Source organism: Pseudomonas brassicae (assembly GCF_010671725.1).
In the GTDB taxonomy this organism is placed as follows: domain Bacteria; phylum Pseudomonadota; class Gammaproteobacteria; order Pseudomonadales; family Pseudomonadaceae; genus Aquipseudomonas; species Aquipseudomonas brassicae.
In genome coordinates this window covers 1-19,514 of the sequence record NZ_JAAHBU010000120.1, presented here as the reverse complement: position 1 = coordinate 19,514, position 19,514 = coordinate 1, and the positions used below count along the sequence as shown (strand labels likewise).

Below are 19,514 nucleotides of genomic sequence, written 5' to 3'. Positions count from 1 at the left end.
CCTCGACCAGCCGCTTGGCCATCTGCAGTTCCTGCTTGTCGACCGTGGCAGCGCTCACACGCTTGTCCAGCTCCAGCCCCTTCAGGCCACGCACCTGCTCGGGCCAGCGCAAGGTGATCATCACCAGCGCATCCTCCGGCGGGCGCAGCAACGCCAGGTGCTGCTGGGTGTGCAGCACCACCTTGGCCAGCGCCACCTTGCCGGTGCTTTCCAGCGTCTGGCGCAGCAATGCGTAGACCTTGCTCGCTGATCACCACATAGCGCCCCTTCTCGACCTGTACGCCCTTGACGATGTGCGCCTTGTCGATCTCCTTGCCGGTGACCTTCCGAAGCTGATCGCACCTTTCCAGGTCGCTCTGCTGGCCATGCCTGCCTCCTCGATGCAGCGCTTTACTGCACCCTTGCCTTGGATGCTGTTGGTGCTGGTCCCCACGGTGTGCCTGTTCATCGGTACCACGTCGGCCGCCTGGAGCCTGGCCGAGCACGAGAATGTGCGGCTCAGCGCCAACAGTGCCTTGCAGCTGTGCATCCTGCTGTTTCTGGCGATCATGGCCGGGACGGTGCTGATGGGGGTGTTCATTCGCTGGATGTCGCGCACCTTCGAGGCACGCCCCAGCCTGAACCAGTGCATCGGGTTTGCCGCCTGCACCGCCACGCCGTAGTTCATTGCCGGGGCAGCCGGGCTGTACCCGAGCCGCTGGCTGGCCAGCCTGGGCTGAACCGGGCACTGGGCCATTCAGGCGCGCGACCGCTGAGCGTGCGCAAGCCCGAGCGTGAGGCGCTCTTCGCGGACCTGCCCGACCAGGTCAGCAATGGCGCGGGCGTTGGGCAACGCACTCAGCCGAACGCCGGTGACGGTCATCTCGTCATAGTCCGCGTCCGCCAGCAGACGGATGGTCAATGCCAACCCGTCCGTACACGACACTTCACAGCGCCAGGGCAGGAATGCCCCTTCGATCATTTGCCTCAGTTCAAGATCACACACTCCGTTCATTGGCATGATGCAGCCCTCGTTGGATGAGGTGTAACGCTAAGTAAGAGCCTGTGCGGCCCGCCGTTCAAATTGAAAACTCTGATGCCTGCGCGGATGGGCGATTGACGCCTGCAATGGTTGCCCGTTCAACCATTGCGCGTCACTGTCAGCCCCACCGCCGCAATCCGTTCGACCGCCTGATAGCCGGGCTCCAGCAATTGCTCGCCGAACACATCCGGGTCCAGTTCGTGGTAGTGCCAGGACCACTGCGGGTCTTGCAGCTGGGTGCGGATGGCCGCGAGGAATGGGTCGTGCCCATCGACCATCGCCACGCCGGTGTACAGCAGCAGGGTCCCACCCTGGGCCAGGCGTGCCAGCGACTCGTTGACCATGCGCAGCGACAGCCCGGCCCCCAGTGCACCACCGCCATGCCGATAGGCCCGTGCACTGGCATCGAGCATATAGGGCGGGTTGGCGACGATCAGGTCGAAGCTACCGGTGATACCCTGCAGCACATCGCTGTGCTCCACCGAGACATTGGCCAGCTCGGCCAGGGCCGTGTTGATCGCGGTCAGGCGCAAGGCATAGGGATTGATGTCCACGGCCATGACCTGGGCATGGCGGCGCGCCCGACCGATCAGGATCGCGCCCACGCCGCTACCGCAGCCAATGTCTACCGCATGCCTGATCTCGCTGAAACGCCCTTGCAGGTGGCTGGCGATAAAATGCGCGAAGCGGTAGCTGTCCGGGCCGAAGAACACCGAATCGGCCTGGGTGGTGGGGTAGCCCGAATGCACCAGCAGCAGGTCCTCCAGGCTCGACCAGCGCACGCGGCTGCGCCAGCAGTCGCCCTCTTCATCGAGGATCTGCGCCAGGCGCATTTGCGCCAGCTCGTCGGCAGACAACAGGCTGGCGGTAAACGCTCGGTTCCAGCCGAAGATGTCACGCAGCGTGCGTGCACGCTCGGCGCCTGGACGTTCATTGTTGCGCTGCTGGGTCAGCGGTGTGACACAGGTAAAACGGTACCCGTCGGCTTGCAGGCGGCGGCCCAGTTGCAACAGCGCCTGATCGGCATCACGCTGGCAAGGATTCAGTAGCATGGCTGGCCTCCTTCAGTTCAGACCGGTGAGCTGGCGGTACAGGCGGGTCGCCAGCAAGCCGGACGGCAAGGCGTGACGGTTGCCGGCCAGCTGCTCGATCAGCCGTGGCACCCGACTCTCGGCCGCCAGTTGGCGCAACTCGGCCTCAAGTGCCTCGCATTCGGCATCGCGCATCGCGGCGACCGGCTCAGCGTGCGAACGCACACGCGGCTGCTGCGCGGCAGGCCGCCAATCGCCGGCGATCCAGTCGTGCAGCAGGTGTTTTTCGTACACGCTGAACACACCGAACATGGCTGCCGTCGGCCCTTCGAGCAACGACCAGAAACGGCTGTGCAGCGGGTCTTGGCCGCGCAGAATCCAGCCTTTGTCTTGCAGCGCGGTCAAAAACCCGGGAATACTGCCCGGCTCGGCAAGCCATTGGTTGACCGTGCGCCCTTCGAAGCGGCAGTAGTCCGAGTGCAGGTGTTGGCCAAATGCGCGCTTGCGTTCCAGCATTGCGACCACTTCGGTGTACAGGTCGAATGCGGCGATGATCGCCGCCGAGCCCTGCCCCAGGTCGTTGAGTCGGTAACCCGCCGCCACCCGCTGATAGAATTGTCCGTCATGGGCCGGCATCAATTGCTGCAACGCCTGCACCGCCTTGCAGGCGTGGCCGCTGCTGGCATTGTCGATCGTCACGTGCAGGCGAAAGTACTGCGCGTCCAGGCCCAGTTCGTCGAGTTCAAAGGCACACACCAGCAGGTGCAGGGGTAACTGTTCGTAGCCCAGGTTGTAGCCGATGACCTCGGGCAGGAATACGTCAGTGTTCAGCCCCAGTGCCAGTTGTAGGCAACCCTGCAGGTAGCGTTCGTCGGCCAGTGGCACGCTGTCGTGGCAACCCGCTTGGGCCAGCAGGCGACGATAGACCAGCACGTGGTTGCAGGCCGGCACGCCATCACCGAGCTCTTCCAGGTAGGTGCGGATCAGCCCGTGATAGCGCGGGTCGGGCCAGTGCTGCAGCATACCGTGCAACCAGGCCCCATCCACGCACTTGGTGGGCGTCACCTGATGCAGAAAATGCAGCGCGTGCGCACGGCTGTTGAAGTAGCGCCGCCCCTCGCCGGCTTGGCGCCCCGCCAGGTAATCGGCGTACGCGTGTGCCACTGCTGCGGCACGACGTGCGCACCAGTCGGGGAGCTGTGCAACATCGTCGGGCAGGTCGTGCTCCAGCGTCTGGGCCTGCCGCAACTGCTCGGCCAGCCAGGCAGCACTGCCAAAGCTTTCGCCGCGCAATAGCGCCTGGTAGCGGTGGTGCAGATTGGCAGTGGCCGTCAACGGATTTTCGATCGTCGTCGGGTTGGAGATGGTAAACGCGCTCATGGCTGGCCTTCCTGTGGCAACAGGTTGGTGTTCGATATGCAAGGGAATGATCAGCGCAGAACAAAGTTCCGGGAGCCGGTACGAGTGGTCCAATTATCGCTGTGGCCAACCGTTCGTCTCTTGTCGCCGAACATTTTTCAAACTTTACCCTTGCATCCCTTTCCCACCCTATGTGAGGCCAGAACGGCTTCGCACCTCCAACTGCCAAAGGAAGAGAATCATGACTAATAAAGATAGTTCGAATCCTGGAAATTTCGCCAACGACAAAAACAAAGCCTCTGAGGCAGGCAAAAAAGGTGGCCACGCCTCGGGAGGTGGCGCTGGCGGGCAAACCAGCCAAGGCGGCAAAAAACCGGACACCATGCGCGACAAGGCTGACAAGCCCAGTGGCGGTGGCCGTAGCTGACCCAGCAGAGGCCGCGCACCCTGCGTGCGCCGGACGTGAGGAACGCTGATGAGCCAGCATGTGATCCATTTTCACTGCCCGATCGATCAGTGCTCCACCGAGCGCTTTCGCGACAGTTGCCTGCAGGCAATCGGGGAAGGTGCGGGGTCGCTGTTGCTCAATCTTTCAACCATCGGCGGCAGTACGCACCTGGGCTTTTCGATCTACAGCTTTCTTAAATCGCTGCCCGTGGCGATCACCGCGGTGAATGCCGGCAATATCGAGTCCATGGGCATCGTGATGTACCTGGCGGCAAGCGAGCGCATCGCGGTGCCACATTCGCGCTTTTTGATCCACCCCATGACCTGGCACTTCAGCCAGAGTGCGGTGGACCATTCGCGCCTGCGCGAGTACCTGTCCAGCCTGGACAATGACCTGGAACGTTACGCGCGGATTTTCGAACTGGAAACCGCCCACGCCGAACGCAAGCTGGACATCATTCATTGCCTGTCGACCGAAGAAAAAGTCGTGCCGGCCTATGACTCGCTGGCCTGTGGCATGGCCCATCGGCTCGAGCACGTGGTGTTCGCCAAGGACGCGCGCCACCTCACGGTCAGCAGCAATCATTGAGTTTGAACAATCCGACTGAATTTTTACGTGGCTTGAGGGTACTTAACTAGAGGCGGCACTGGTAACCACGTTGAAAGGATCTTCTCGGAACCATGAATAACGCAAAACTCTTCGTTATCGACTATGAGCTGCACGGCGAGCACAAATCCTTCGTGATTCGTGCCGAGCTGATGGACAACGCCGAAGCCTGGCACTGGGCCAGCTGCGATGCAGGCGTGGGCCGGATCGGGCGGTATGGACGCGAGAAGGTGAAGAAGATCAGCAAGCCACTGGCCGAGCGGTATGGGATTACCGAGGTGAAGTGGCGCCAGACCACCTGAGGCCGCTTGACCAACAAGGCTGGCGCCTGCAGTGACAGGCCGGTGATCTTGTTGTGGGCACTCAGAGTGGCCTGCAGGTCTTTTGCGGCTGATCGGATAGGCGCAGCGATCAGCCGTGCGCAGCGTCGGCGGTGGCGCAGGCCCGCACCATCACCCAGTCGCGGTGACGTTCCGACCCACAGACAAAAACGGTCTCGCCGACCTGGCGAAAACCGTTGCGTTGGTAGAAGCGGATCGCCCGCGCGTTCTGTTCGTTGACGGTCAGGCGGATGGCGCCATCGAACTGCGCCAGGGTGTCGTCGAGCAAGCGCTGCGCCGCGCCCTTGCCGTGGTGTTCGGCCAGCACATAGCAACGGCTCAGCTCTGGCAGGCGGTCGGCCGCCTCGATGCCCAGCGCCTGTGCGGCGGTGTCGACCAGGGTATAGCCGACCACCACGCCGTCGTGCTCAAGCACGCGCAGCTTTTTTGCGCGGCTCATCAGTTGCAGGCAGAAATGCTCCGGTTGCAGGTTGTTGCGGATATACGCATTCAACGCCTTGGGCGAAGCGTCGGCGGGGCTGGCCAGGGCGAAGGTTTCGGCGGCGATGTCGCTGAGCGCTTCAGCATCGGCCGGCCGCGCTGTACGGGTACTGAAAAGCATGCTGCAACATCCTGTGGAACGGGCGAAGCTGCATGTTAGCCCGTTCCCTCCCCGGCGCAACAGCTCTGTCGGCCCTCAACGACGCCGAAACAGCGGCCTGGGCTCGATCACCGAGCGCCCGTAGAGCACGCTCATGCCTTGCAGGCCCTTGAGTGCATCCACCGCCGACTTGTCTTCACGCACCGCAAAGCTGTCGAAACCGCACTGGCGCATGTGGCTGAGCTGATCGCGCAGCACATCGCCCACCGCGCGCAGCTCGCCCTGCCAGCCCAGGCGCGTGCGCAGCAGATAGGCCTGGCTGTAGCCACGCCCGTCGCGAAAGCTCGGGAAATCGATGGCGATCAGCGGCAGTACCCCCAGCCACAACTGCAGCGACTCGACATCGTCGTCCGCGCCCAGCCACAGGCCGTTGAAGGCATTGGGCTGCGCCAGCCAGCGCGGCAACGGCAGGATCAACGCGCCCGCAGGCAGCACCTGCGCAGGCTCGCGCACCAGCTGCCACGGGTCGTTCTCGAGCAACTGTGCCTGCCCCTCATGCACACCGATCACATTGCGCATGTGGCCACCTCCGTGGGCTTGGCGTAGACGCGCTCCTTGAACGGCTCAAGGCCCACGCGGGCCACGGTGTCGACAAAGGGCTCGTCGAGCTCGCGGTAGGCGCAGTAGGTGGCGACGATCTGCTCGATCACCTGCGGGATTTGGGCAGCGCTGAACGATGGCCCGATCACCTTGCCCAGCGTGCTGGCCTTGCCCTGCGCGCCGCCCAGGGTGACCTGGTACCACTCGCTGCCATTCTTGTCGACGCCCAGGATGCCGATATTGCCGATGTGGTGGTGACCGCAGGCGTTGATGCAGCCGGAGATGTTCAGGCTCAGGTCGCCCAGGTCGTGCAGGTAGTCGAGGTCGTCGAAACGGCTCTGGATGGCCTGGGCGATGGGGATCGACTTGGCGTTGGCCAGGGCGCAGAAGTCGCCGCCCGGGCAGGCGATGATATCGGTGAGCAAACCCACGTTGGCGGTGCCCAGGCCATGCTCGCAGGCCAGCCGCCAGAGGGCGTGCAGATCGCTTTTGCGCACGTCTGGCAGGATCAGGTTCTGTTCGTGGGCGATGCGGATCTCGCCAAAGCCGAACTGCTCCGACCAGTCGGCCACGCTGTCCATCTGTGCAGCGCTCAGGTCGCCTGGCGGCGCGGCCAGGCCTGGCTTGGTCGACAGCACCACGCTGGCGTAGCCGGGAACCTTGTGCGGGTGCACGTTGCGCGATACCCAGCGGGCGAAGGCGCGGTCCATGGCCAGGTGGGTACCGTAATCGAGATCGCCATCGGCTTGCGTCGCATAGGCCGGTGGCACGAAACCCTGGGCCACGCGCTCGAACTCGCTCTCGGTCAACTGCGCCGGGCCGTCCTTGATGTGCTGCCATTCCTGCTCGACTTCACGGGCGAAGGCCTCGATGCCCAACGCCTTGACCAGGATCTTGATGCGCGCCTTGTACTTGTTGTCGCGGCGGCCGTGGCGGTTGTACACCCGCAGGATGGCCTCCACGTACGACAGCAGGTGTTGCCAGGGCAGGCCTTCGCGGATCTGCAGGCCGAGGATCGGCGTGCGCCCCAGCCCCCCGCCGACGATGACGCGCAGGCACATCTGGCCGCGGCCGTCGCGGTAAAGGTAAAGGCCGATGTCGTGCATCATGATTGCGGCGCGGTCCTGGCGTGCCGAGCAGATGGCGATCTTGAACTTGCGTGGCAGGAACAGGAACTCGGGGTTGATGGTCGACCACTGGCGCAGGATCTCGGCCAGCGGGCGTGGGTCGATGATCTCGTCGGCGGCCACCCCGGCGAAGGCTTCGGTGGTGATGTTGCGCACACAGTTGCCAGACGTCTGGATCGCGTGCATGTCGACCTCGGCCAGGCGCTGCAGGATATCCGGCACCTGGTTCAGGTCGATCCAGTTGAACTGGATGTTCTGGCGCGTGGTGAAGTGGCCGTAGCCACGGTCGTAGTCACGCGCAATGCTGGCCAGGGTACGTAGCTGGCCGGCACCGAGGGTGCCGTAGGGGATGGCGACACGCAGCATGTAGGCATGCTTTTGCATGTACAGGCCGTTTTGCAGGCGCAGCGGCAGGAATTCTTCTTCGCTCAGTTCGCCGGTACCGAAACGCAGCACCTGGTCGCGGAACTGTGCCACGCGTTCGAATACCAGTGCACGGTCATAGTCGTCGTAGTGATACATGGTCGGGCCTCATCAGGGAGGCCGTTACTATGGCGTTGAGGTGTATTGAGTTACAGATTCAGGTTTGGGGTATTAATGCGGATCAGTTGCTCACCGCTGTGTTTCACTGATCTCGCAATGCACACGCTCCTTGTGGGAGCTGGCCTGCCAGCGAAGAGGCCCTTACAGACCCACGCTCTCGCTGCGCTTGAGCTCGCCAATCTTCTCCAGCCGCGCCCGCACGATGTTGCGGCTGATGTTAAGCAAACGCCCGGTCTGCAACTGGTTGCCATGGCAGTAGCGGTACGCCGTACGAAACACCGTCTCTTCGATGTGCTCGTACAAGTCTTCGACATTCTGCTCGAACAGCGCCGTCAATGCCGCCTCCAGGCTGGGCGCCGTGGCGACCTGCATGCGCACCGGCTGCGCCTGCTCCTGCTGCCGGATCGCCACCGAGCGCATGTCCACCAAGTGCAGGTCGCCGGTTGCACCACCTGCTGGCGGCACACCAGCAAGGCATGGTGAATGGCGTTTTCCAGCTCGCGGATGTTGCCCGGCCAACTGTGCTGCAGCAGCTTGCGCTCGCTGTCCAGGCTCAGGCTGGCGCGGCTGTAGCCCAGGCGCTGGCAATGCTCTTCGAGGAAGAACTCGGCCAGCGGCAGGATGTCGCCCGGTCGCTCGCGCAGCGGCGGCAGGCGGATGGTCGCCACGTGCAGGCGGTAGAACAGGTCTTCGCGAAAGTGCCCTGCCACCACCGCATCGGCCAGGTTGACATTGGTCGCCGCCACCAGCCGCACATTGATCGGGATCGGCGTACGCGAGCCCAGGCGCACCACTTCGCGTTCTTGCAGCACGCGCAGCAGCTTGACCTGCATGTTCAGCGGCAGGTCGCCAATCTCGTCGAGGAACAGAGTGCCGCCGTTGGCCGCCTCGAACCAGCCGGCCTTGCTGTTGGTGGCCCCGGTGAAGGCGCCCTTTTCATGGCCGAACAGCTCGCTCTCGACCAGGGTTTCGGCAAACGCACCCGCGACGTGCAATACCTGGGCCTGAAGGGCAGCGTTGGCACCGGAGTGATCTACACCGTCGGCTCGAAAAACGTCGGCGAACAGGACCCGAACAAAGTCGACGCCTCCCTCGCCTACGGCTTCTACACCTTGCTGGCCGCACAGCAGTACGACCCGAGCATCGACCCGCGTGACTTCTACACCGACAAGGCACTGCCGCTGTTCGAACAGGCCCGTACCAGTTGCCTGGCAGCGCTCACCGCCGACGTGATCGGCACCGGCCTGACCCCGGCCAATACGCGCAAGGCCAACAGCGGCGACAAGCTCAAGCCATGGCTGGCCCAGGTGTCCTACCCCACCTTGAAGCTGGCCCAGCCGATCTTCATCGGCACCGGTGCCGAAGACAAGACCCCCGCCGCCTCGACCCAGGTGGCCCTGATGCAGGACGCCTGCGCCACCGGTTCGGTGGTCGAGGGCCACCTGTACAAAGGCCTGGGCCACAGCGAAACGGTGAATGCCTCGCTCAAGGACTCGCTGCCCTTCGCACGCAAGGTGTTCAACGACCAGCCTGTCACCCCGATCTGCAACCCCAGCGTGCAATAAGCCAGGAGCCTGCCCATGAGCATCGAATTCTTTACCCGCCTGCCGCTGCACGGGGAAACCCAGTTCCTCCCCGGTGACCCGCGCAATCGCGGCGATTGGCACGCCGGCGGCGACAGCACCGGGGCCGTCTCGGCCTTTGCGGTGGGTGATCACTTCAGCTACATCGACTACCTCGGCCAGATCGCCCGCGCCGCCGAGATCAACGGCTTTGGCGGCGCGCTGATGGTCAACGCACCGTCTGGCGAAGAGCCCTGGACGGTGTGCTCGCTGCTGGCCCGCGAAACCCGCACGCTGCGCTTTGTCACCGCGTTCCAACCGTATCACTACACGCCCTGGGTCGCGGTGCAGCAGGCCGCCACCTACCAGCGTGCCAGCGGCAACCGGCTGGTGTGGAACATCATCAATGGCGGTTCGGATGCGGTGCAACGCCAAGTGGGCGACTTTGCCGAGCACGACGAGCGCTATGCACGCGCCACCGAGTTCCTCGACGTGGTCAAGGGCTACTGGCACTCGGAAAATTTCCATTATGACGGGCGCTTCTACAAGGCCGAAGGCGGCGGCCTGCGCGGGCCACAGAAAAAGGCCGAGCTGCCGCTGATCTGCACTGCTGGCTCCTCGATCGCCGCACGCGAGTTTGCCGCCAAGCATGCCGACTTCTACCTGATGCGCGCCGAGCACCCCGACGAGATTGCCGCGCTGATCGCCGATATCCGCCAGCGCGCCCTCCACTACGGCCGCCGTGACATCCGCTTCGGCCTGTCGATCGACGTGATCACCCGCGCAACCGAGGCGCAGGCGCTGGCCGAGGCCAAGCGCTTCTTCGACGAAGGCGTGGCCAAGGGCGCGGCCAAGGCTGCCGCCGCCCATGCCGGCCTGCGCACGGCGCGCAAACTGAGCTACGAAGAGGATTACCGTGCCGATGAAGACGTACGTGCCTTCGACGACTTCTTCATCTACCCCAACGTGTGGTCGGGGTTCAGCTACATCGGCATCCCGCCCGGCCTGGCGCTGGTGGGCAGCTACGCCAACGTGGTGGCGCGCATCCGCGAGTACAACGCGCTGGGCATCGAGCTGTTCTTCCTCGCCGGCTACCCGCACCTGGAAGAAGCCTACCGCCTGGGCGAGCACATCCTGCCGCACTTTCGCGGCGAGCGGCAGCCGTTGCGCGCACTCGACGCGCTAGCGCCGGTGCTGCGCGCGGCAGGAGCGTAAACCCATGAACCCGAGCGATTTCAGCCGCCGCCAGTTCCTCGGCAACGGCCCGGCACTGGCCTCGGCGCTGGTACTGGCCGAACAGGCCAGGCGCATCGGCGTGACCCTGAACGTGCGCCTGGTCGACAGCGCCACCTTCAACGGCCCGCAGCAGGACCAATGGTTGCTGAGCACCGGCGCCAGCATCGGTGCGCCGTTTCTGGCCAGCGCGATGCACACTGACGCCCCGTTCGCGGTGGCCAACAAGACCCACTTCGACGATCCGCAATTCACCCAGCTGTTCATGCAGGCCATGGCTCAACCGGACCTGGCCCAGCGCAGCGCACTGGTCCACCAAGCCCAGCAGATCCAGTACGACAAGGGCGGCCTGCTGATCTGGGGCTATGCCAACCTGCTCGATGCGTTCTCGCGCCATGTGGGCGGCGCGGCGCCGGAGCAGACGCTGTTCAGTACCTGGCGGTTCGAGAACCTGTGGCTGAACGCCAGCGCCTGAGCCCTGTGAAAAGTACAAGCGCACCCGCGTAAAAGGCATTTTTCCGTTGTGCCTCTGCCGCCATCATGGCGCAGAGCGTTTGCCTCACACAACAACAATCAACGGAAAAATGCCATGTCAGCGCAAGCCCGCCTGCCGTTGGCGGTACTCCCCCGGCGTCACCTGTGCATAGCGCAGAAAGAACCGGCTGAAGTACGCCGGTCCTTGAAGCCCAGGCTGTAGCAGATCTCGTTGGCCGAGCTGCCGGTAAACAGCAGCAGGCGCTTGGCCTCCTGCATCAGGCGTTCGAGGATCAGCCGCTTGGACGGCAGGTCGGCGATGCGCCGGCATACGTCGTTGAGCCGCGCCTCGGTCACGCCGACGCCCTGGGCATAGCGCGACAGCGGCCAGTGCTCCAGGTAATGCGCCTCGATCAGTTCATTGAAACGGTGAAACACCTGCAGGTCTTCGTGACGGGTCTGGCGTGCCGGCAACGAGTGCGCGCACAGGCGCAACAGGCCGAGCATGATCAGCCGGGTCAGGCTGTCCAGGGCGGCGCCGCGGCCCGACTGCGCAGCATTGAGTTCGCCGTGCAGAGCGTCGAACAACCACTCCAGGCGCCGCGCCACGCCGGCGAACTGCCCCTCCAGCCCACCCAGCGCCACGCACGCCGGCGCCACGTGCGGCCCCGGTGCCAGCGTGGGGTCGGCTTCGAGCAGTTGCCAGACCAATTGCTGGCGTACCGTGAGCACATGGCCATCGGCATCCGGCTCGGTCACGAACGAATGCGCGATGGTCGGCGGCGTGAGGAAAAACATCGGCCCCGACTCCACGTACTGCTGGTCGTCCAGGTACACCCGCACGCTGCCGCTCTTGACGTAGTGCACCTGGAAAAACCGGTCGTGGCGATGCACCGGCATGTTGCGCCCGAAAAAGCCGGCCAGGTTGCCCAGCTTGTCGCAATGCACCTCGGCGTCGCTGTACCGCTGGTCGTAGACCTGCCCGATATTGATGTTGGGGATCGGCGTGCGATCGCTCATGGCGGGGTTCCCTGCTGTGTTTTTGTTCTGCTCGCAGCTTACCGCTTAAAACGTGCCGCTTGCCTTTAGTTAACATCTTAATTATAACGTTAACACATTAACAAACAGACCCGCAGGGTGCCCAGCGCCTTGCTTTGCCAGGAGAAGAGCATGAGCCGTGCCCTGCACGACGTTGCCACCGGCACCCTGTTCGGCGTTGCGCTGAACTACCAGGGGTTGCTGAACCAGCGTCTCGCCGAATTCGAACAGGCGCCCTATAAAAAGCCTCCGGTCAAACCGGTGCTGTTCATCAAGACCCCCAACACCCGCAACCGCCATGGCGCAGCGGTGGTGTACCCCACTGGCGTCGAGCACCTGCAACCTGGCCCGGCGCTGGGCGTGGTGATCGGCAAGCACGCCAGCCGCGTCAGCGTGGCCCAGGCTCTGGAGCATGTGGCCGGCTACACCGTCGTCAATGAGTTCAGCCTGCCCGAAGACAGCTACTACCGCCCGGCGGTCAAGGCCAAGTGCCGCGACGGTTTCTGCGCCATCGGCCCGGAGCTGGTGCCTGTGGCCCAGGTCGCCGACCCGCATCAGTTGGAAATCAAGCTGTGGGTCAACGGCGAACTGCGCCAGCACAACAGCACCGCCAACCTGGTGCGCAGCATTCCCCAACTGATTGCCGAGATCAGCGAGTTCATGACCCTGCATGCCGGCGATGTGCTGATCACCGGCACCCCTGAAGGCCGCGTGGATGTACTGCCGGGCGACCAGGTAGACGTCGAGATCGCAGGCATCGGCCGGCTGTCCAATCCGATCGTGGCCGAACAGGAGCGCCGCTGATGAAACACGCTCGTATCCGTTACCAGGGCCAGGTCCACGCCGTCACCGTCGAGGCCGAGAATGCCGTGCGCCTGGCCGATGGGCGCCTGCTCGCCGAGCAGGACGTGCAGTGGCTGGCGCCGGCCACCGGCAGCATGTTCGCGCTGGGCCTGAACTACGCCGACCACGCCGCCGAGTTGGCCTTTGCCCCGCCGACCGAGCCACTGGCGTTCGTCAAGTCGCCGGGCACCTACACCGGCCACAACCAGGTCAGCTGGCGTCCCGACAATGTCGCCTACATGCACTACGAGTGCGAACTGGTGGCGGTGATCGGCAAGCCGGCGCGCAACGTCAAGCGCGAGCACGCGCTGGATTACCTGGCCGGCTACACACTGTGCAACGACTACGCGATCCGCGATTACCTGGAAAACTACTACCGCCCCAACCTGCGGGTGAAAAACCGTGACGCCACCACGCCGGTGGGCCCGTGGATCGTCGACGTGGCCGATGTGCCGGATGCCTCCAACCTGGCCCTGCGCACCTGGATCAACGGCGAGCTCAAGCAGCAAGGCAGCACCCGAGACATGATCTTCGACATCCCCTACCTGATCGAATACCTGTCCAGCTTCATGACCCTGCAACCGGGCGACATGATCGCCACCGGCACCCCCGAAGGGCTGGCCGACGTGGTGCCGGGCGATGAAGTGGTGGTGGAAGTCGAGGGCGTGGGCCGTCTGGTCAACCGTATTGTCAGCGAAGCCGAATTCTTCGCGCAGCACCTGCAAGAGGCAGCAGCACAATGATCAAGCACTGGATCAACGGCCGTGAGGTCGAAAGCCAAGACGTATTCGTCAACTACAACCCGGCCACCGGTGAAGCCATTGGCGAAGTCGCCAGCGGCGGCGCCGAGGAAGTGGCCCAGGCCGTCGCGGCCGCCAAGGACGCCTTTCCCCGATGGGCCGCGACCCCGGCCAAGGAACGCGCACGGCTGATGCGCAGGCTCGGCGCCCTGATCGAAGAGAACGTACCGCGCCTGGCAGAACTGGAAACCCTCGACACCGGCCTGCCGATTCACCAGACCCGCAATGTGCTGATCCCGCGGGCCTCGCACAACTTCGATTTCTTCGCCGAAGTGTGCACGCGCATGGACGGCCACACCTATCCGGTCGACGACCAGATGCTCAACTACACGCTGTACCAGCCGGTGGGCGTGTGCGGGCTGGTGTCGCCGTGGAACGTGCCATTCATGACTGCCACCTGGAAGACTGCGCCGTGCCTGGCGCTGGGTAACACGGCGGTGTTGAAGATGAGCGAACTGTCGCCGTTGACCGCCAACGAACTGGGGCGCCTGGCCGTGGAAGCCGGTATTCCCAACGGCGTGCTCAACGTGATCCAGGGCTATGGCGCCACGGCCGGTGACGCGCTGGTGCGCCACCCGGATGTGCGGGCCATCTCGTTCACCGGCGGCACCGCCACCGGCAAGCAGATCATGCAGACCGCAGGCCTGAAGAAGTACTCCATGGAACTGGGCGGCAAGTCGCCAGTGCTGATCTTCGAGGACGCCGACCTCGAGCGTGCGCTGGATGCGGCGCTGTTCACGATTTTCTCGCTCAACGGCGAACGCTGCACCGCCGGCAGCCGCATCTTCATCCAGGAGAGTGTGTATCCGCAGTTCGTGGCCGAGTTCGCCGCGCGGGCCAAGCGCCTGATCGTGGGCGACCCGCAGGACCCCAGGACCCAGGTCGGCTCGATGATCACCCAGGCCCACTACGACAAGGTCACCGGCTACATCAAGATCGGCATCGAGGAAGGCGCCACCCTGCTGGCGGGTGGCCTGGAGCGCCCGGCCAACCTGCCCGCGCACCTGGCACGCGGGCAGTTCATCCAGCCCACCGTGTTCGCCGACGTGAACAACCGCATGCGCATTGCCCAGGAAGAGATCTTCGGCCCGGTGGTGTGCCTGATCCCGTTCCAGGACGAGGCCGAGGCGCTGCAACTGGCCAACGACACCGAATACGGCCTGGCCTCGTACATCTGGACGCAGGACATCGGCAAGGCGCACCGCCTGGCCTACGGCATCGAAGCCGGCATGGTGTTCATCAACAGCCAGAACGTGCGCGACCTGCGCCAGCCGTTCGGCGGGGTCAAGGGTTCGGGGACCGGGCGCGAAGGCGGCCAGTACAGCTTCGAGGTGTTTGCCGAGATAAAGAACGTGTGCGTTTCGATGGGTAGCCACCCCATTGCGCGCTGGGGCCTCTGACGCCTGATTAGCGGCGCCTGCTTCGCTGGCAAGCCAGCTCCCACAGGGACGGTGCACACAGTTCCTTGTGGGAGCTGGCTTGCCAGCGAAGGCGTCATCACTGACGGAATACAAGAACAACAGATCCAGGAGTAACCCCCATGGGCGAAGTCGTCCTCGCAGCCAAAGTCTGCCACGTCCCCTCGATGTACCTGTCCGAATTGCCGGGCAAGCACCAAGGTTGCCGCGAGGCCGCCATCGCCGGCCACAAGGAAATCGGTCGCCGTGCCCGCGCACTCGCGCCGACACTGCGGTGGTGTTCGATGTGCACTGGCTGGTCAACAGCGGCTACCACATCAACTGCGGCGAGCATTTCAAGGGCACCTACACCAGCAACGAACTGCCGCACTTCATCAAGAACATGGACTTCGAGTACCCCGGCTACCCGGCCCTGGGCGAGCTGATTGCGCAGCAAGCCAACGCCGCCGACGTGCGCACCCTGGCCCACAACATCCCCAGCCTGGAGCTGGAGTACGGCACCCTGGTCCCGATGCGCTACATGCACATGGACGTACCCGACGCCGACAAGCTCAAGGTGGTTTCGATTGCCGCCTGGTGCGCCTGGCATCGCCTGGAAGACAGCTTTGCGTTCGGCGCCGCCGTGCGCCGCGCCATCGAGCAAAGCGACCGCAAGGTGCTGGTGCTGGCGTCCGGCTCGCTGTCGCACCGTTTCTCGGACGATCGTAACGCCGAAGCCAACATCCACAACTGGACCCGCGAGTTCGACAAACAGATGGACATGCGCGTGGTGGAGCTGTGGAAGCAGGGCCGCTTCAAGGAGTTCTGCGCAATGCTGCCCGACTACGCCGCGCACTGCTACGGCGAAGGCGGCATGCACGACACCGCAATGCTGCTGGGCCTGCTCGGCGGCGCCGCCTACGACAAGCCGGTCGAAGTACTGACCGAGCCGTTCGGCAGCTCGGGCACCGGCCAGATCAACGCCATCTTCCCGGTCTGACCACCCTGGCGGGCAGCCCCTGCCCGCCCCCGAAGGAGCCTCGCATGCCGCACTTCATCGCCGAATACACCGACAACCTCGACACCCAGGCCGACCTGCCCGGGCTGTTCGAAAAAGTCCACCACTGCCTGGGCGCCACCGGCGTGTTCCCGCTGGGCGGCATCCGCAGCCGCGCGGTGCGCCTGGACACCTGGCGCATGGCCGACGGTGCGCACGACTACGCCTTCGTGCACATGACCCTCAAGGTCGGCCACGGGCGTGACCTGGCGACCCGCCAACAGGTGGCCCAAGCCCTGTTCGAGGTGATCACCGCGCATTTTGCCGAGCTGCAAAGCCAGCGCCTGCTGGCCCTGTCGTTCGAAATGCTGGAGCTGCACCCGCAACTGAATTTCAAGCAGAACAACGTGCACGCGTTCCTCAACAACCAGCAGGCGGGCTGAACGACCGCCCGCCTGCTCCCCCGCAACGGCACTCTGACAAAAAAGAACAAGATCATGAGCACAGCCAACACCGCCGCACAGGCAAGCCTTGCCCGCCACGACGCACCCACAGCACCATCACCTGGCGGCTGATGCCGCTGCTGCTGGTGTGCTACCTGTTTGCCCACCTGGACCGCATCAACATCGGCTTTGCCAAGATGCAGATGAGCAGCGACCTGCACTTCAGCGACACGGTGTACGGCTTCGGTGCCGGGCTGTTCTTCATCGCCTACGCGCTGTTCGGCGTGCCCAGCAACATGGCCCTGGACCGGGTCGGCCCACGCCGCTGGATCGCCACCCTGATGATCGTGTGGGGCGCGCTGTCCACCGGCATGCTGTGGGTGGAGTCGCCTCGGGCTTCTATGTGCTGCGCTTTCTGCTGGGCGTGGCCGAGGCCGGCTTCTTTCCCGGCATCCTGGTCTACCTCAACCGCTGGTACCCGGCCCGGCGCCGTGGCCAGATCACCGCGCTGTTCGCGATTGCCGTGCCGATGGCCGGGGTGATCGGCGGGCCGCTCTCGGGCGGCATCCTGGAGCTGTTCCACGACGCCGCCGGGCTGCGCGGCTGGCAGTGGATGTTCCTGATCGAGGGTGCCCCGGTGATGCTGCTGGGCCTGGTGGTACTCAAGCGCCTGCCCGACAGCTTCGAGCACGTGAACTGGCTCGACGCCGAACAGAAGCGGCAACTGCGCGAGCGACTGGCCCAGGAAGAGCAACGCAAAGCGATCACCTCCTTCGGCGGCATCCTGCGCAACCCGCAGGTGTGGCTGCTGGTGGCGGTGTACTTCGCGGTGATGCTGGCGGTCAACACCCTGGCGTTCTGGATGCCCACCCTGATCCATGGTGCCGGCATCGGCAGCGATGGCCGTGTGGGCCTGCTCAGCGCCATCCCGTACCTGGCCGGCTGCCTTTTCATGATCGCCTGCGGGCGCTCGTCGGACCGCCAGCGCGAACGCCGCTGGCACCTGTGCGTGCCACTGCTGATGTCGGCGCTGGGTATCGCGGTGGCCGGCCTGGCGCCTGGCAACCCGCTGCTGGTCCTGAGCGGCCTGGTGATTGCGGGCATGGGCGCCAGCGCGGCCTTGCCGATGTTCTGGCAGTTGCCACCGGCGTTCCTGTCCACCTCGACCCAGGCGGCCGGCATCGCGCTGATCAGCTCGTTCGGCAGCATCGCCTCGTTTCTTGCGCCCTACCTGATCGGCTGGATGCGCGACACCACCCAGAGCGCCAGCCTTGCGCTGTACGTACTGGCGCTGTTCATCACCCTGGGCGGCCTGCTGGTGCTGCGCACCCGGGCCGCCATCGTCAACCCTCAGTAAGAGAGCCCGTCATGCTCGACCACAGCCAGATTCTCCACGCCGCCGCCCAGCTCGACCGCGCCGAACGCAGCCGCGAGCAGGTCCGCCAGTTTTCCCTCGACCACCCCGGTATCAGCATCGAGGACGCCTATGCTATCCAGCGCGCCTGGGTCGCCCAGAAGATCAAGGACGGACGCAAACTGGTCGGCCACAAGATCGGCCTGACCTCGCGCGCCATGCAGGTGTCGTCGAACATCACCGAGCCGGACTTCGGTGCGCTGCTGGACGACATGTTCTTCGACGAAGGCAGCGACATCCCCTTCGAGCGCTTTATCGTGCCACGCGTGGAGGTCGAGCTGGCGTTCATCCTGGGCAAGCCGCTCAAGGGCCCCAAGGTGACCGTGTTCGACGTGCTCGACGCCACCGAATGGGTGATCCCGGCGCTGGAAATCATCGATGCACGCATCCAGCAGGTCGACCCGCAGACCGGCACCACGCGCAAGGTGTTCGACACCATCTCCGACAATGCCGCCAACGCCGGCGTGGTCATGGGCGGGCGCGCCGTGCGGCCTACCGATATCGACCTGCGCAAGGTGCCCGCGGTGCTCTACCGCAACGGCGTGATCGAAGAGTCGGGGGTCTCGGCGGCGGTGCTCAACCACCCGGCCAAGGGCGTGGCGTGGCTGGCCAACAAGCTGGCGCCGTACGACGTCACGCTGGAGGCCGGCCAGGTGATCCTGGGCGGCTCGTTCACCCGCCCGGTGGCGGCCAACCCGGGCGATACCTTCCATGTCGACTACGACATGCTGGGCTCCATCGCCTGCCGTTTCGTCTGAGCTGGGGAGACTGTCATGGACATGCCTGTGAACCGCTTCAAGCAACGCCTGGCCAGGGGTACACCGCAGATCGGCCTGTGGCTGGGCCTGGCCGATGCCTACTGTGCCGAGCTGGCGGCCAACGCCGGTTTCGACTGGCTGCTGATCGACGGCGAGCATGCGCCCAATGACCTGCGCGGCATGCTCGCGCAGCTGCAGGCGGTGGCGCCGTATGCCAGCGAGGCGATCGTGCGGCCGGTGCTCGGCGATACCGCGCTGATCAAGCAGGTGCTCGACATCGGCGTGCAGACATTGCTGGTGCCGATGGTGGAAAGTGCGGACCAGGCGCGCCAGCTGGTGCGCGCCATGCACTATCCGCCGCAGGGTGTGCGCGGGGTGGGCAGCGCGCTGGCGCGGGCCTCGCGCTGGAACAGCATCCCCGACTACCTGGAGCAGGCCGATGCGCAGATGTGCCTGCTGGTGCAGATCGAGAATGCCGAGGGCCTGGCCAACCTGGACGCGATTGCGGCGGTCGACGGCGTGGATGGCGTGTTCATCGGGCCGGCGGACTTGAGTGCGTCGATGGGCCACCGGGGCAATCCGGGGCACCCTGAGGTACAGGCGGCGATCGAGGACGCGATCCTGCGTATCCAGCGTGCGGGCAAGGCGGCCGGGATCCTCAGTGCCGATCAGGCCCTGGCGCGGCGCTATATCGCGTTGGGCGCGGCGTTTGTGGCAGTGGGGGTGGACACCACCGTGCTGATGCGCGGGTTGCAAGGGTTGGCGGCGGCGTTCAAAGGTGAGAGTCCTGCTGTGGGCAAGGCGGGAGACGTTTACTGAGTTGGCGGGCCCCTTCGCTGGCAAGCCAGCTCCCACAGGTTTTCAGTGATCTGGAGATCTGCGCTGTACCTGTGGGAGCT

16 protein-coding genes and 8 pseudogenes are annotated in these 19,514 nt (G+C 64.7%); 15 read left to right on the top strand and 9 right to left on the bottom strand.

Annotated features, from left to right (window positions below; translation table 11 throughout):
* Nucleotides 1-335, bottom strand: a pseudogene (locus G3436_RS09970) (Ku protein); the annotation flags it as partial.
* A gap of 75 nt (nucleotides 336-410) precedes the next feature.
* On the opposite strand from G3436_RS09970, the pseudogene G3436_RS09965 reads away from it, so the two are divergent.
* Nucleotides 411-659: pseudogene (locus tag G3436_RS09965) on the top strand (Yip1 family protein); the annotation flags it as partial.
* Between the two features lie 77 nt (nucleotides 660-736).
* Here G3436_RS09965 and G3436_RS09960 read toward each other — a convergent pair.
* The 3 genes from G3436_RS09960 to G3436_RS09950 all read right to left on the bottom strand — a co-directional run bounded on the left by G3436_RS09960 (nucleotide 737) and on the right by G3436_RS09950 (nucleotide 3,432).
* Nucleotides 737-994 carry a DUF1652 domain-containing protein gene (locus G3436_RS09960; protein ID WP_420801194.1) on the bottom strand — a complete coding sequence of 86 codons (258 nt, stop codon included), beginning with the start codon at nucleotides 992-994 and terminating at the stop codon, nucleotides 737-739.
* Nucleotides 995-1,119: 125 nt separating this feature from the next.
* Nucleotides 1,120-2,073 carry a methyltransferase gene (locus G3436_RS09955; RefSeq protein ID WP_163944193.1) on the bottom strand — a complete coding sequence of 318 codons (954 nt, stop codon included), beginning with the start codon at nucleotides 2,071-2,073 and terminating at the stop codon, nucleotides 1,120-1,122.
* 12 nt (nucleotides 2,074-2,085) lie between these two features.
* Nucleotides 2,086-3,432 carry an iron-containing redox enzyme family protein gene (locus G3436_RS09950; RefSeq protein ID WP_163944190.1) on the bottom strand — a complete coding sequence of 449 codons (1,347 nt, stop codon included), beginning with the start codon at nucleotides 3,430-3,432 and terminating at the stop codon, nucleotides 2,086-2,088.
* Between the two features lie 220 nt (nucleotides 3,433-3,652).
* Here G3436_RS09950 and G3436_RS09945 point away from each other — a divergent pair, with 220 nt between their 5' ends.
* The 3 genes from G3436_RS09945 (at nucleotide 3,653) to G3436_RS09935 (ending at nucleotide 4,767) form a co-directional block, all read left to right on the top strand.
* Complete coding sequence (locus tag G3436_RS09945) at nucleotides 3,653-3,838, top strand: KGG domain-containing protein (protein ID WP_163944187.1); 186 nt, start codon at nucleotides 3,653-3,655, stop codon at nucleotides 3,836-3,838.
* 48 nt (nucleotides 3,839-3,886) lie between these two features.
* Nucleotides 3,887-4,447 carry an ATP-dependent Clp protease proteolytic subunit gene (locus G3436_RS09940; RefSeq protein WP_163944182.1) on the top strand — a complete coding sequence of 187 codons (561 nt, stop codon included), beginning with the start codon at nucleotides 3,887-3,889 and terminating at the stop codon, nucleotides 4,445-4,447.
* A gap of 92 nt (nucleotides 4,448-4,539) precedes the next feature.
* The gene (locus G3436_RS09935) at nucleotides 4,540-4,767 is read left to right on the top strand and encodes a DUF6555 family protein (protein WP_163944179.1); all 228 of its coding nucleotides are present in this window, start codon (nucleotides 4,540-4,542) and stop codon (nucleotides 4,765-4,767) included.
* A gap of 109 nt (nucleotides 4,768-4,876) precedes the next feature.
* Here G3436_RS09935 and G3436_RS09930 read toward each other — a convergent pair whose 3' ends face one another.
* The 4 genes and pseudogenes from G3436_RS09930 to G3436_RS09915 all read right to left on the bottom strand — a co-directional run.
* A complete protein-coding gene (locus G3436_RS09930; protein ID WP_163944176.1) occupies nucleotides 4,877-5,407 on the bottom strand; it encodes a GNAT family N-acetyltransferase in 531 nt (176 codons plus the stop codon).
* 75 nt (nucleotides 5,408-5,482) lie between these two features.
* On the bottom strand, nucleotides 5,483-5,965 hold the full coding sequence (locus tag G3436_RS09925; RefSeq protein ID WP_163944173.1) for a DUF934 domain-containing protein: 483 nt from the start codon (nucleotides 5,963-5,965) through the stop codon (nucleotides 5,483-5,485).
* On the bottom strand, nucleotides 5,953-7,635 hold the full coding sequence (locus G3436_RS09920) for a nitrite/sulfite reductase (protein ID WP_163944170.1): 1,683 nt from the start codon (nucleotides 7,633-7,635) through the stop codon (nucleotides 5,953-5,955). Before G3436_RS09920 ends, G3436_RS09925 begins: the two co-directional genes overlap by 13 nt.
* A gap of 162 nt (nucleotides 7,636-7,797) precedes the next feature.
* Nucleotides 7,798-8,639 (bottom strand): annotated as a pseudogene (locus G3436_RS09915) (sigma 54-interacting transcriptional regulator); the annotation flags it as partial.
* A gap of 15 nt (nucleotides 8,640-8,654) precedes the next feature.
* Between G3436_RS09915 and G3436_RS09910 the strand changes: the two are divergent.
* From G3436_RS09910 to G3436_RS09900, 3 genes and pseudogenes are all read left to right on the top strand, one after another.
* A pseudogene (locus tag G3436_RS09910) lies at nucleotides 8,655-9,221 on the top strand (alpha/beta hydrolase); the annotation flags it as partial.
* A 15-nt stretch (nucleotides 9,222-9,236) separates the two neighbouring features.
* A complete protein-coding gene (locus G3436_RS09905) occupies nucleotides 9,237-10,433 on the top strand; it encodes an LLM class flavin-dependent oxidoreductase (RefSeq protein WP_163944166.1) in 1,197 nt (398 codons plus the stop codon).
* 46 nt (nucleotides 10,434-10,479) lie between these two features.
* Nucleotides 10,480-10,926, top strand: a pseudogene (locus G3436_RS09900) (ABC transporter substrate-binding protein); the annotation flags it as partial.
* Nucleotides 10,927-11,043: 117 nt separating this feature from the next.
* On the opposite strand, the pseudogene hpaA reads toward G3436_RS09900, so the two are convergent.
* Nucleotides 11,044-11,945 (bottom strand): annotated as a pseudogene (gene hpaA / locus G3436_RS09895) (4-hydroxyphenylacetate catabolism regulatory protein HpaA).
* A 150-nt stretch (nucleotides 11,946-12,095) separates the two neighbouring features.
* Here hpaA and G3436_RS09890 point away from each other — a divergent pair.
* The 8 genes and pseudogenes from G3436_RS09890 to hpaI all read left to right on the top strand — a co-directional run bounded on the left by G3436_RS09890 (nucleotide 12,096) and on the right by hpaI (nucleotide 19,434).
* Complete coding sequence (locus tag G3436_RS09890) at nucleotides 12,096-12,767, top strand: fumarylacetoacetate hydrolase family protein (RefSeq protein WP_163944163.1); 672 nt, start codon at nucleotides 12,096-12,098, stop codon at nucleotides 12,765-12,767.
* Nucleotides 12,767-13,549 carry a fumarylacetoacetate hydrolase family protein gene (locus G3436_RS09885; RefSeq protein ID WP_163944160.1) on the top strand — a complete coding sequence of 261 codons (783 nt, stop codon included), beginning with the start codon at nucleotides 12,767-12,769 and terminating at the stop codon, nucleotides 13,547-13,549. The genes G3436_RS09890 and G3436_RS09885 overlap by 1 nt, the downstream gene beginning before the upstream one ends.
* Nucleotides 13,546-15,006 carry a 5-carboxymethyl-2-hydroxymuconate semialdehyde dehydrogenase gene (gene hpaE / locus G3436_RS09880; RefSeq protein ID WP_163944157.1) on the top strand — a complete coding sequence of 487 codons (1,461 nt, stop codon included), beginning with the start codon at nucleotides 13,546-13,548 and terminating at the stop codon, nucleotides 15,004-15,006. The genes G3436_RS09885 and hpaE overlap by 4 nt, the downstream gene beginning before the upstream one ends.
* 140 nt (nucleotides 15,007-15,146) lie before the next feature.
* A pseudogene (gene hpaD / locus G3436_RS09875) lies at nucleotides 15,147-16,003 on the top strand (3,4-dihydroxyphenylacetate 2,3-dioxygenase).
* 44 nt (nucleotides 16,004-16,047) lie between these two features.
* Nucleotides 16,048-16,443 (top strand): 5-carboxymethyl-2-hydroxymuconate Delta-isomerase, encoded by a 396-nt coding sequence (locus tag G3436_RS09870; RefSeq protein WP_163944155.1) that lies wholly within the window; start codon nucleotides 16,048-16,050, stop codon nucleotides 16,441-16,443.
* A 131-nt stretch (nucleotides 16,444-16,574) separates the two neighbouring features.
* A pseudogene (locus G3436_RS09865) lies at nucleotides 16,575-17,800 on the top strand (MFS transporter).
* Between the two features lie 11 nt (nucleotides 17,801-17,811).
* A complete protein-coding gene (gene hpaH / locus G3436_RS09860; RefSeq protein WP_163944152.1) occupies nucleotides 17,812-18,615 on the top strand; it encodes a 2-oxo-hept-4-ene-1,7-dioate hydratase in 804 nt (267 codons plus the stop codon).
* Nucleotides 18,616-18,630: 15 nt separating this feature from the next.
* Nucleotides 18,631-19,434 (top strand): 4-hydroxy-2-oxoheptanedioate aldolase, encoded by an 804-nt coding sequence (hpaI, locus tag G3436_RS09855; RefSeq protein WP_163944149.1) that lies wholly within the window; start codon nucleotides 18,631-18,633, stop codon nucleotides 19,432-19,434.
* Nucleotides 19,435-19,514: the final 80 nt, after the last annotated feature.